The 11,989-nt window shown below is 53.0% G+C and carries 10 protein-coding genes; 3 read left to right on the top strand and 7 right to left on the bottom strand.

The genetic code is table 11. The annotated features are described in order from the left end of the window. Positions 1–76 precede the first annotated feature (76 nt). Together kup and DEU53_RS09625 are read left to right on the top strand one after the other, a co-directional pair. Complete coding sequence (gene kup / locus DEU53_RS09630; RefSeq protein ID WP_110866855.1) at positions 77–1,945, top strand: low affinity potassium transporter Kup; 1,869 nt, start codon at positions 77–79, stop codon at positions 1,943–1,945. A gap of 349 nt (positions 1,946–2,294) precedes the next feature. Continuing rightward, positions 2,295–2,600: a DUF1471 domain-containing protein gene (locus DEU53_RS09625; protein ID WP_110866854.1), complete on the top strand. Its 306-nt coding sequence runs from the start codon at positions 2,295–2,297 to the stop codon at positions 2,598–2,600. A 129-nt stretch (positions 2,601–2,729) separates the two neighbouring features. Here DEU53_RS09625 and DEU53_RS09620 read toward each other — a convergent pair whose 3' ends face one another. From DEU53_RS09620 to leuC, 4 genes are read right to left on the bottom strand one after another with little or no spacing between them, the layout of a single operon-like run. Next, positions 2,730–3,692, bottom strand: coding sequence for a LysR substrate-binding domain-containing protein (locus DEU53_RS09620; RefSeq protein WP_110866984.1), 963 nt, complete (start codon positions 3,690–3,692; stop codon positions 2,730–2,732). 31 nt (positions 3,693–3,723) lie between these two features. Then, a complete protein-coding gene (locus DEU53_RS09615; RefSeq protein ID WP_110866853.1) occupies positions 3,724–4,638 on the bottom strand; it encodes an alpha/beta fold hydrolase in 915 nt (304 codons plus the stop codon). Continuing rightward, positions 4,635–5,270, bottom strand: a complete 636-nt coding sequence (gene leuD, locus DEU53_RS09610) for a 3-isopropylmalate dehydratase small subunit (RefSeq protein WP_110866852.1) — start codon at positions 5,268–5,270, stop codon at positions 4,635–4,637. The genes DEU53_RS09615 and leuD overlap by 4 nt, the downstream gene beginning before the upstream one ends. 1 nt (position 5,271) lies before the next feature. Continuing rightward, positions 5,272–6,693 carry a 3-isopropylmalate dehydratase large subunit gene (leuC, locus tag DEU53_RS09605; protein WP_110866983.1) on the bottom strand — a complete coding sequence of 474 codons (1,422 nt, stop codon included), beginning with the start codon at positions 6,691–6,693 and terminating at the stop codon, positions 5,272–5,274. Between the two features lie 456 nt (positions 6,694–7,149). On the opposite strand from leuC, the gene mqo reads away from it, so the two are divergent. Further along, positions 7,150–8,796: a malate dehydrogenase (quinone) gene (mqo, locus tag DEU53_RS09600; RefSeq protein WP_110866851.1), complete on the top strand. Its 1,647-nt coding sequence runs from the start codon at positions 7,150–7,152 to the stop codon at positions 8,794–8,796. 90 nt (positions 8,797–8,886) lie between these two features. On the opposite strand, the gene DEU53_RS09595 is transcribed toward mqo, so the two are convergent. The 3 genes from DEU53_RS09595 to DEU53_RS09585 form a co-directional block, all read right to left on the bottom strand. Beyond that, positions 8,887–10,137, bottom strand: a complete 1,251-nt coding sequence (locus tag DEU53_RS09595; protein WP_110866850.1) for an NAD(P)/FAD-dependent oxidoreductase — start codon at positions 10,135–10,137, stop codon at positions 8,887–8,889. 126 nt (positions 10,138–10,263) lie between these two features. Beyond that, complete coding sequence (locus DEU53_RS09590; RefSeq protein ID WP_110866849.1) at positions 10,264–11,082, bottom strand: ABC transporter permease; 819 nt, start codon at positions 11,080–11,082, stop codon at positions 10,264–10,266. Between the two features lies 1 nt (position 11,083). Then, positions 11,084–11,938 carry an ABC transporter permease gene (locus tag DEU53_RS09585; protein ID WP_110866848.1) on the bottom strand — a complete coding sequence of 285 codons (855 nt, stop codon included), beginning with the start codon at positions 11,936–11,938 and terminating at the stop codon, positions 11,084–11,086. Between the last annotated feature and the right edge of the window lie 51 nt (positions 11,939–11,989).

Genomic DNA, 11,989 nt, shown 5'->3' with positions numbered 1-11,989 from the left:
TGCCACTGTTCGCTTCGGTCGCAAACAGGTATGTTCGCCCTCATTAGCCTCAACCCTGATAAACCACAGGAAATCTATGAGTCAAAGTGAAAAACAGTCCTTGCCTGCTGGCATGCTGGCGGCCGCGGGGATCGTGTTTGGGGATATCGGCACCAGCCCGCTTTATACCCTTAAGGAGTGCCTCTCCATTTTGCCTAATGGTGCCGTCTCCACCACCGCAGTGATGGGATTTTTGTCGCTGATTTTCTGGGCGCTGACGCTGATCGTGACGCTGAAATACGTCTGCTTTGTGATGCGCGCCGATCATGATGGCGAAGGCGGCGTATTAACGCTGATGTCGCTGGCACGCCAGCATGTCGGGCCGAGAGCCTCACACATCATTGTGTTAGCAGGCTTGATTGGCGGCGCGTTCTTCTACGGCGATGGCGTGATCACGCCGGCGATTTCGGTGCTGTCGGCGATCGAAGGTATCGAAGTGGTGTCACCTGAGCTGGATAAATATGTGGTGCCGCTGGCAGTGGCGATTCTCACGCTGCTGTTTATGATTCAAAAACACGGCACCGAGAAGGTCAGTAAGGTTTTCGGCCCGGTGATGTTTGTCTGGTTTGTGTCGATTGCCCTGTTAGGCATTCGCGGCATCCTGCTTAATCCTGAAGTGCTTTACGCGCTGAATCCCTCCTATGCGCTGACGTTCCTGCTTAGCCACAAAGCGCTTTCGTTTGCCGCGCTGGGCATGGTGGTGCTGGCGGTGACCGGCGCGGAGGCGCTGTACGCCGATATGGGACATCTGGGCAAAGCGCCGATTCGCATGGCCTGGTTGGTGATCGCCATGCCCGCGCTGGTGCTCAACTACTTTGGGCAGGGCGCGCTGGTCATTGCCGATGCGCAGGCTCTCAATAATCCGTTCTTTAATCTCGCGCCGGGTTGGGGACAGATCCCGCTGATTGTGCTGTCAACGCTGGCCACGGTGATCGCCGCGCAGTCGGTGATTACCGGCGTGTATACGCTGACGCATCAGGCGATCCGTCAGGGATTTTTGCCGCCGATGCGCATCATCTTCACCTCGCACACGGAATCCGGTCAGATCTATATTCCGGTGGTGAACTGGCTGCTGTTTGTCGCGGTGACGGTGATTGTGCTGGCGTTCCGACAATCATCAGCGCTCTCTTCGGCGTACGGCATAGTGGTGACCGGCACCATGGTGATCACCGCGTGTCTGGCGGGCGTGGTAGCGCTGCGTAACTGGAAGTGGCCGCTGCCGGTGGCGCTGGTTTTCCTGCTGTGTATGTTAAGCATTGATGTCCCGCTGTTCAGCGCTAACCTGATGAAACTGCTGTCCGGCGGTTGGGTGCCGGTGCTGCTGGCGCTGAGCATGATGGGATTAATGCTCATTTGGAGCAGCGAGCGTAACCGCCTGATCCGCAAGTTGAATAACGATCCTGAGAGCCTGCAGGCGCTGGTGCGATCGCTGGAAACCCATCCGCCCAGTCGTGTGCCGGGCACCGCAATCTTCCTCTCACGTAAAGAGCATGAGATTCCGCAGGCGCTGCTACATAACCTTAAACACAACCGCGTGCTGCATACACGTGTGGTGCTGCTGCATATTCGCACCACCGATATCCCACGCGTCTATAACCAGAAGCGTCTGAGCATCACTCAATTGTCGCCAACGTTCTGGCAAGTGACCGCCGCTTACGGCTGGCGCGAGACGCCATCGATGGCCGAGATCCTGCATTTGTGCGGACTGGAAGGATTGGGTTGTACCGTCAATGAAGCCTCGTTCTTCACCTCGCACGACACGCTGGTGATGAAGAAGAGAAAAGGTTTGATGCGCATTAAAGGCGGTATTTTCCACTTCTGCCAGCGCAATGCGCAGCGCGCACATGAGCAATTCAATATCCCACCGAATCGGGTCATTGAATTGGGCGGGCAGCGCGAATTTTAATCTGCCGATGACATAAAGCGCAGGGATTGTAGCGGCGCAGTTCATTGCGCGATAAATCGCGCCGCTACGATCAGGCTTTATATTCAACTTCCTGTCGACTGTTAGGGTTAACACACCAAATGTAACCAGATGCAAAAATAGTCGCGCAAGGTTGAATGAGTTGTGGCTGAATCTTTCTTAACATCTAATTAGCAATTAAAGCTAAAACGCTTAACCTGAAAAGGTGTTTATTAACTTCACCGGCAATCATCACTCGCCGTAAACATTTAGGGTGTCAGCACATTACCGACAATTGAAAGATTCGTAGCTGCGGCCATTGGCTCAGTTATTATTTGCGAGGAGTATCGCCATGAAACAATTAATTAATGACGTAATATCTATTTTCACACCGCAATCCGTTAAACCGGTTTTAATTCGCGGGGATTTAACCCATCGCGAACTTTCATCGATTCATCCGGTAGGCTTTACTTCGGTGAGCTGGGCGACTTCAATGGAAGAGCTGAATGACGCCTTTGTGCAGAAAGCCCTTGCTGCCGGTGCGGTGGGTTATCACATCACCGAAGTGGAATCCCACGAACCGGCGCACGATGGTCAGCACGTCATGGCCGCTACCGCAACGTTGTATCATATCAATAGCAAAGTGGCTTATGGCTAATGCTAATACCCGTCATACTTCAAGTTGCAGGAGCGTTGGCCGCGCATGTTCACCCCAGTCACTTACTAATGTAAGCTCCTGGGATTCACATACTTGCCGCCTTCCTGCAACTCGAATTATTTAGGGTATTTATAATTTACCCTTCATCATCGGCAGGCTTTTTTCTGCAAAATAGTCGGCAAGAAAATCAATAAACACTTTAATGCGCGGCGATTCAGAAGCACGCTGCGTGTAAACCGCCCAGATATTCGCTTCCTGATACCATTGAGGTAATACGTGCAGCAATTGGTTTTCGCTTAAATACGGCGCCACATCCCAGGCAGAACGCAACGCAATCCCGTGCGATTTTAATGCCCAATTCAGAATCACTTTTCCGCTATTAGATGAGTAATGGCTATTCAGGCGACAAACGATTTTATTTTCGCCGTCCGTTAACGTCCAGTGTCCAAAGGTATTATTATTCTCATTAATAATAAGACAGCTGTGATCGATTAAATTATCCAGCGTCTCCAGTGGACGCGACCGGGCTAAATAATCTGCCGTAGCACAAAGAATACGCCGATTGGCGGCTAATTTTCGTGCAATGTAAGAGTGATTCACATCATCACCCACCCGAATATCGACGTCAGTGCCTGACTGCAATAAATCAATATCGCGATCGCTGAGCATCAATTTGATGTTCAGTGACGGATGACGCGTCATAAATTCGGCAATCGCATCGGACAAATAATCCTGGCCAAAGCCAAATGAACAGGCCACAGTCAAATCGCCGGTTAATTCGCCGCGCCACTGCTGAAAGTTATTCAGGAAGGAATCCATTTCGTGCACCACGTGCAACGCACCTTCCAGCGCCTTTTCACCTTCTGGCGTCAGGCGCATCACGCGGTTGGTGCGGAAAAACAGCCGGGTTTCCAGCTGCTTTTCGAGGATGGCAATCCGCTTGCTGATGTAGGATGGCGACTGGCCGAGCTCAATCGCAGCTCGGCCAAAACCTTCATAGCGCGCTACGCTGATAAAGACATACAGATCTTCGACCGACGGCCAACCTTGAAGCGGCTTCTGATAACTTTTTCCGGCAAGCAGTATTTTCATCACCATCACGGCGTTAGCGAAATTTAGCCGGTTATAACACAGAATCCAGAAAGCGCTGAAGCTGACTTAAAAACAGTTCAGGCACTTCCTCATGCGGTGAATGACCGCCAGGTAATGCGTTGCCCTGAATATTGCGCGCTTTATCCCGCCAGGTTTCCACCACGTTATATAACTGGCCAACCGTGCCCTTTTCTCCCCATAACAACAGAAGCGGCGCTTCAATGCGTTTAGCGCTGTCCTGCGCATCATCGTCTAAATCAATCGTCGCCGCGGCGCGATAATCTTCGCACACCGCGTGAATCATCTCTTTATTTTGATAACAGCGCAGGTAATCGTTGAAGATGACCACCTCGGTGGCGCCCGGCGTTTTTAATTGCCCATCAATGTGTTTACGCAGGAATAATGCCGGATCGTGGCCGATCAGGATTTCAGGTAATGGATAAGGTTGAATCAGGAAGAACCACCAGAAATAGCGCGTGGCAAACGCTTTGTTGGTTAAGGCGTACATGGTCGCGGTCGGCGCAATATCAACAAACACGCAGCAGGAGAGTTTTTCTGGATGATCGAGCGCCAGTCGATGGCCCACGCGTGCACCGCGATCGTGCCCGACAAACGCCACGCGCTCTAATCCCAACTCCTCGATTAACAGGCTGATATCCTGCGCCATCACCCGTTTCGAGTAAGCGCGATGCGCCTCATCACTCGGCGGCTTGTCGCTGTCGCCGTAACCGCGCAGATCCGGCAGGATTACGCGATACTGCTGCGCCAGCTGCGGTGCAATTTTGCGCCACGCCAGATGATTTTGCGGATGTCCGTGCAGCATCAGCAGTGGCGGACCTTCGCCGCCCATCGCAACGCGCAGCGTCACGCCGTTCGCCAGACGCACATCGCTCAGCGTAAAGCCGTCAATAAAGGGTGAATCACCGCGTGGCGTAATCTCACTCATGCTGGTGCGTCCTGTTGGATTTGATCGCGCTTCAGCCACGGACGCTGAGCAAAATGCTGCGCTTCAAACTGTGTAATGTCGGATTCGTACTGCAACGTCCAGTCCACCGCGCTGCCGCCGCCCAATAACATCTCGCGTTTTAAGGCACTGATCGAAAAGGCAATGCGTTGATTATTAAAGAGGATTGCCTGTTGTTCCAGCGACACGGTAATGCGATTACTGGCGGCATTGTTCGCAACCTCGCTTAGGCGCTGATAATCCTCTTCGCATAACGTCAGCGTCAAAACGCCATTGCGCTGGCAGTTATCGTCGAAGATGCCGGCAAAGCTGGTGCCGATAATGGCGCGGATACCGAGCTGATTGAGTCCCCACACCGCATGTTCGCGGCTGGAGCCGCAGCCGAAATTGGCGCCCACCAGTAAGAAGGCGGCGTTTTCCCAACCGGCTTGATTAAGAATGAAAGCGGGATTTGGGCGGCCGTCGGGCAGGAAGCGCAGGTCGAAGAACACACCGCGATCCAAATTCTTACGATCGATGCCTTTGAGAAACTGCTTTGGCATGATCACATCGGTATCAATATTGGCCGCCGGTAGTGGCGCCAGCGTGCCCGTCATGTTGTTAAATGCTTCCATCTCAAACCTCTGCAGTCATGAATTTGCGGACATCAACCAGATGGCCGGCAATCGCGGCGGCGGCGACCATCGCCGGGCTCATTAAGTGCGTGCGCGCACCCGCGCCCTGGCGGCCAGGGAAATTGCGGTTGGTGCCGGACGCACAGCGATCGCCGGGCGCTAACACATCTTCGTTCATCGCCAGGCACATTGAGCAGCCCGATTGACGCCATTCAAAACCGGCGTTGACGAAAATCGCGGCTAACCCTTCCGCTTCTGCTTGCTGACGCACCTGCGTCGATCCCGGCACGATAATGCCACGCACGTGCGGGGCGATTTTGTGTCCGTCGATAATCGCGGCGGCAGCGCGCAGATCTTCAATGCGCCCGTTGGTGCAGGAACCAATAAAGGCATGCGTGATGGCGATCTCCGCCAACGGCGTGCCGGGTTCCAGCCCCATATATTGCAGCGCGCTCCGCAGCGTCTGCTGTTTCACCGCATCTGTTTCCTGCGCCGGGTCGGGCACGTGGCCGGTAATGGCACTGGCTTGATCCGGGCTGATTCCCCATGTCACTTTGGGTTCAAGATCGCTGCAGTCGATAGCGATGCGGCTATCGAAACGCGCGTCCGCATCGCTGCGTAAATCGCGCCACTCCGCAACGGCCTGCTGCCACAACTCGCCGGTCGGCATTTGCGGTTTGCCGGCGATATAGGCAAACACTTTTTCATCCGGCGCGATAATCGCACCGCGCGCACCGGCTTCCACTGCCATGTTGCACAGCGTCATGCGCCCTTCCATGCTCAGCGCTTCGATGGCAACACCGGCAAATTCAATGGCAAATCCGGTCGCGCCTGATGCACCAATCTGCTCGATCAGCGCCATGATGATGTCCTTCGCCGAACACCCAAACGGCAGCTCACCGCTCACCGTTACCAGCATGGTTTTAAGGGTCCGATAAATCAGGGTTTGCGTCGCCAGCAGGTGCTCGATTTCCGAAGTGCCGATGCCGAAACCGAGCGCGCCAAACGCGCCGTAAGTGGTGGTATGGCTGTCGCCTGCGGCAATCACCATACCGGGCATTACCAGGCCTTGCTCGTGTGCGACGACGTGTTCGATGCCTTGTCGCGGATCAAGCACATCGAACAGTTCGATGCCAAAATGCGCGGCGTTCTGGCGGAAGTAATCGACTTGTAACTGTCCGCCCGCGTCGGTCATCGCCTCATCACGCTCGGGGCGCGTTGGGTTAACGTGATCGACATTCAGCAAAATGGTGCCCGGATTGCGCACAAGACGCTGGTGATCGCGCAGGCCGCTAAACGCCTGCGGGCTGGTGTATTCATTGAGAATCGAGCGATCAATATAGAGCAGCACATGCCCTTCATCATCTAACTTACGAACCACATGCTGATCGATCAGTTTTTCATACAGTGTTTTGTTAGCCATGCCGTTGCCCACGCGAAAAGTAAAACAAGTCATTAGAGACGTTAGGGTAAATCAGTTTGTGCGCGAGGAACGAACACGCTTCGTGAAGTGATGTTTTATGAAATGTGCAGTAGCTAAGTTGGTCGCCATGAACAGCAAAAACTTCGCGCACGCTTTGTAGCGGCGCAATTGATTGCGCGATGAATCGCGCCGCTACGCAATGTGCGTAAAATAGCAGGAGTTTTATTTGACCTAAGTCGCGTCTACCGATATAAAGAATAACCGCGCAGCTTAAGCGGTTTATCTCCGATTAATTCCCCCTTCTGCTTATATTTCACGCTATTTTATTTTTTTAAGTTAATTAATTAACACCAATACTTTATTAACTAAAAACAAGTTAATCATTCCGTAACAATCTCTTAATGTGCAAACCGAATTTTTAACGTTCACCTGCATTGCATAATAAGTAGGACTGGAATGACTCACACCAAAAAGATCGTGTCTGCCCTATCGCTGGCAGCGCTGCTTGTCTCATCAGCGGTTCGCGCTGAAGACGCACCAGAAAAAACTGACGTTCTGCTGATTGGCGGCGGCATCATGAGCGCCTCGCTCGGCACCTGGCTGCAAGAGCTGCAACCGGGCTGGAAACAGCTGATGGTTGAGAAGCTGGACGGCGTCGCGCTGGAATCGTCCAACGGCTGGAACAACGCCGGTACGGGTCACTCTGCTAACATGGAGCTGAACTACACGCCCGAGCGTGCAGACGGTTCAATCGACGTTAGCAAAGCGCTGGAAATTAACGAATCCTTCATGATTTCGCGCCAGTTCTGGACGTCGCAGGTGCAGCGCGGTGTGTTGCACGATCCGCACTCCTTCATTAACTCTACGCCGCACATGAGCTTCGTCTGGGGCGACAAAAACGTCGAGTACCTGACAAAGCGTTACGATGCGCTGCAGAAAACCACCCTGTTCCAGGGCATGAAATTCTCTACCGATCATCAGCAGATCCAGCAATGGGCGCCGCTGGTGATGGAAGGTCGTGACCCGAACCAGAAAGTTGCGGCAACCTGGACGCCAGTCGGCACCGATGTTAACTACGGTGAAATCACCCGTCAGCTGATCGGTAGCCTGAAGAAAGATCAGAACTTCAAGCTGGAAACCTCGTCAGAAGTCACTGATTTCAAGCGTAACGGCGATAACTCGTGGCACGTCACTATTAAAGATGTGAAGAGCGGCGATAAGCGTTCAGTTGATGCGAAATACGTGTTCATCGGTGCTGGCGGCGGCGCGATTAAGCTGCTGCAGAAAACCGGCATTCCGGAAGCAGATAACTACGGCGGCTTCCCGGTCGGCGGTTCGTTCCTGATGACCGAGAACCCAGAGATCGCTAATCGTCACCTGGAAAAAGTGTACGGTCAGGCTTCCGTAGGTGCGCCACCGATGTCGGTTCCACACATCGATTCACGTACCCTCGACGGTAAGAAAGTGGTGCTGTTTGGACCTTTCGCCACCTTCTCCACCAAGTACCTGAAAAACGGTTCGCTGTTCGATCTGCTGAGCGCGACCACCACCAGCAACATCATGCCGATGACGCATGTGGGCATCGACAACTTCGACCTGGTGAAATACCTGATTGGTCAGGTGATGCTGAATGACGACGACCGTTTTGCGGCGCTGAAAGAGTACTATCCAAACGCGCGTAAAGAGGACTGGAAACTGATTCAGGCAGGTCAACGTGTGCAGATCATCAAGAAAGATGCCGAAAAAGGTGGCTTGCTGAAACTGGGTACCGAAATCGTGACCGATCAGCAGAAAACCCTGGCGGCACTGTTAGGCGCGTCACCGGGCGCATCGACTGCTGCACCAATCACCCTCGACGTGATGAAAAAGCTGTTCCCAGAGCAGTTCGCTTCGCCAGAGTGGCAGCAGAAGATCCGCGCTATCGTGCCAAGCTTCGGTCAGAAGCTGAACGGCAACACCGCGCTGACGCAGCAAGTTTGGGACAACACCGCAGCGACGCTGCTGTTGACCAAGCCGCCGGTCATCAACATGGGTGATCAGACGGTTGCACCAACGCAGGCTAAGCCGCGTACTGAATCAGGCAAACAGGATATGGCGCTGTAATTCCCGCCAGAAGTGAATCAAGCCGGACACTGTCCGGCTTTTTTATTGTCTTTTCTAGGGGCGCCATTAACGGCGATCTCACGGAGATTTTTACGACTTTTTATAATCGGTGTAGGCGTTTTGTAAAACCACATGGTCGGCAATATATTTGGCATCGTGCCATACGCCATAAATAAACGATGATGCGCGATTCACCAGATTGGGCAAGCCAAGGAAGTAAATACCCCGTTCGGCGGAAATACCGCGTTTATGGAACGGCGCACCATTAGCATCAAAGGCATCCACTTTCAGCCAACTAAAATCAAATTTAAAACCGGTGGCCCAGATAATGCTGGTAATACCTGCAGCCTGTAGATCCAGTTCTGATAATGGATTAATTAAACATTCTGGATCTGGCAATAATTCCCATGCTTGCGGCTCGGGCGGTAAGTCCAGGCCATTACGTTCAATATAGGCATCGGCATCACGCAGTACGTCGAAATACGCTTTGTCGCCTTCAGCAATATTGTCCATTATACCCTCAGCAAAGCTCAGCACGCCGTTATCCCAGGTTTTGGTGATCCCCACCAACGTAATGCCCATGTGCGCCAGTCGGCGAAAATCGACCGTTTTGCCACCTTCATAACCACTCACGGCAAAAGCAACGTGCTGTTTCTTCGGCTTGATTTTGACTTCATCCCATAAGCCCAGCGCGCCCAGCCACCAGCAATAATCGCGGTCACGATAGGAACGTGGCGGACGGTAATGTTCGCCGATGGAGAGCGTCACTTCACGGCCAGATTTACGCAACTCTTCGGCAATTTGTGAGCCTGAAGCACCTGCGCCCACCACCAGCACGCCGCCCTGCGGCAGCTGCTGCGGATTTTTATACGCCGATGAATGGATCTGATGCAGCGCAGCGCTTTCCGGCACGATCTGTGGAAAAGCGGGTTTCTGGAAAGGACCGGTAGCCGCCACCACATTGTCAGCTTCAAATTCACCGTCCGACGTCAGTATCTTAAAACCGCTACGTTCTGGTAGACGCTCAACCGAATGGACTTCCACGCCGGTGCGCACCGGCGCATCGAGCATTTTTACGTAGTCTTCGAAATATTGCGCCATCCGCTCTTTCGGTGGGAACGCTTCCTGGGAAATATTATCGAATTTCATTGAAGGAAAACGATCGTGCCAGGCTGGGCCATTGGCCACCAATGAATCCCAACGTTCTGAACGCCAGCGTTCAGCAATACGGCTACGCTCTAACACCACATGTGGCACGCCCATTAACGACAGATGTTCACTCATCGCAATACCTGCCTGACCCGCTCCGACCACCACGGTATTAATTTTTTCTACTGACATGTGAGATCCCTAAAGATGATCGACCCCGATCTTTTCATGGAAAAGAGTAATCAGGTGCCGGATGACTACTATTCAGATTAATAAATGCTGTGCTATTCAATAAGCACAGCATTTCGTGCGAATACATTAATGCCCTGCTTCGACGTTCAATATTCTCCCCAAGCCTAAAAACTTATTCGCGATAATTAACATCGTCGCCGTTACGGCAATATAAATAACCGACAGTGCAGCCAGCGTTGGGTCGGCAAATTCACGCACATAGTTGTACATTGCCACCGGTAAGGTCTGCGTCGCTTGCGTGGTGATAAACAGCGAAGCGGTAAATTCGTTGAAGGAGAGAATTGCGGCAAATAACCAACCGCCAAACAAACCCGGTAAAATCAACGGCACGGTTATGGTCCATACCACGCGCAACGGCGAAGCGCCGAAGCTTGCAGCCGCCATTTCAATACGTTGCTCAAGGTTTTTCAGCGACACATACACGCTGCGCAGCACAAACGGCAGCACCAGCACAACATGGCAGAAGATCACCAGTGAATAACCGCGTCCAATGCCCAACTGCGAGACCAGCATCAGTAAGCCGAGGCCAATGGTGAAGTGCGGAATAAACAGCGGTGACAACAGCACGCCTTCCAGCACCTGTTTACAGGGGAAAGTGTAACGTTCAATGGCAATCGCCAGCGTGGCGCCAATAATTACCGCCAGCGTTGAGGCCCATGCTGTCACAATCAACCCCGAATAGAAGCCGTGGCGGAAGTCATCGTAGTTCACTGCACGCTCAAACCAACGCAGCGACCAGCCTTTCGGTGGGAAGAACAGCACCGAGGTGCTACTGAAGGAAGAGATCAACACCACAATGGTTGGCAGCAACACGAACAACAAAATCGCAATCACCAGCGAGCGTCCCGCCAGGGTAATCAATTTGTCGTTGAGGGATCGGGTCATTTCAGTGGTCTCCCATCGCATGGAGGAAGCGGCTCATACGTTTCAGCGCCATCAACAGCAGAATGGTCAAAATCAAACCGGCAATGCTGAGCGCAGCGGCAAACGGAAAATTCATTGAAGAGAAGCCCAGTTGATACACCATGGTAGCCACGGTGCTGACGCGTCCGCCACCAATGAGTTGCGGCGTAGCGAAGGCGCTGAACGTCCAGGCAAACGCGGTGGTCAGGCTGGAAACGATACCGGGAATCGACAACGGAATGGTCACCGTCATCAAGGTGCGAATCGGCCCTGCCCCCAGACTGGTGGCGGCTTTCTCATAATCAGGATTGATGTGCGACAGCGCAGTCGCCAGCATCATCACCATGATTGGCATGGTCACATGCACCAGCGCGACTACCACGCCGGTTTGGGTAAACATAAACTGGCTCGGCTTATTGATCAGACCCATTGCCAACATCAGGCTGTTGAGAAAGCCACTGTTGCCCAGCACGATGATCCACGAATATGTCCGTACCACTTCGCCGAGAAACAGCGGCGTAATGGCGATAATCAAGATGGTGGATTTGATCCAGGTGGTGCGCGTTCTCACCAGCGCATACGCCAGCGGATAACTCATCAGCAGCCCAAAAATCGCCGTTTTCGCACTGAGCATCACCGTGTTGATAAACGCATCGGCATAGATTTTCTTGAATAGACCGTTAAAGTTCGCCAGCGTGAATCCGCCTACATCAAGCGATCCAGGAATATAGGCCCGCACGCTAAACTGCATCACGGCAAACATGGCCACCACCAGCCCAAGCGCCGTGAACGTAGCGGGGATAATGAACCAGGGTAAGAATGTCGGTTTTTTCGTCATAGACGTTGCTGCCTGAATAAAGTGTTGCGACTCACCGGGCGGCCAATCGGC

The organism is Pantoea sp. AG1095 (assembly GCF_003208415.1).
GTDB classification, from domain to species: domain Bacteria; phylum Pseudomonadota; class Gammaproteobacteria; order Enterobacterales; family Enterobacteriaceae; genus Pantoea; species Pantoea leporis.
This window is presented reverse-complemented; position numbering and strand designations above follow the sequence as displayed.

Coding starts and splice junctions, on each gene's coding strand:
- DEU53_RS09615 (WP_110866853.1), bottom strand. CDS start 4,638: ATGAGTGAGATTACGCCACGCGGTGATTCACCCTTTATTGACGGCTTT.
- DEU53_RS09585 (WP_110866848.1), bottom strand. CDS start 11,938: ATGACGAAAAAACCGACATTCTTACCCTGGTTCATTATCCCCGCTACG.
- mqo (WP_110866851.1), top strand. CDS start 7,150: ATGACTCACACCAAAAAGATCGTGTCTGCCCTATCGCTGGCAGCGCTG.
- leuD (WP_110866852.1), bottom strand. CDS start 5,270: ATGGAAGCATTTAACAACATGACGGGCACGCTGGCGCCACTACCGGCG.
- DEU53_RS09590 (WP_110866849.1), bottom strand. CDS start 11,082: ATGACCCGATCCCTCAACGACAAATTGATTACCCTGGCGGGACGCTCG.
- DEU53_RS09620 (WP_110866984.1), bottom strand. CDS start 3,692: ATGAAAATACTGCTTGCCGGAAAAAGTTATCAGAAGCCGCTTCAAGGT.
- kup (WP_110866855.1), top strand. CDS start 77: ATGAGTCAAAGTGAAAAACAGTCCTTGCCTGCTGGCATGCTGGCGGCC.
- leuC (WP_110866983.1), bottom strand. CDS start 6,693: ATGGCTAACAAAACACTGTATGAAAAACTGATCGATCAGCATGTGGTT.
- DEU53_RS09625 (WP_110866854.1), top strand. CDS start 2,295: ATGAAACAATTAATTAATGACGTAATATCTATTTTCACACCGCAATCC.
- DEU53_RS09595 (WP_110866850.1), bottom strand. CDS start 10,137: ATGTCAGTAGAAAAAATTAATACCGTGGTGGTCGGAGCGGGTCAGGCA.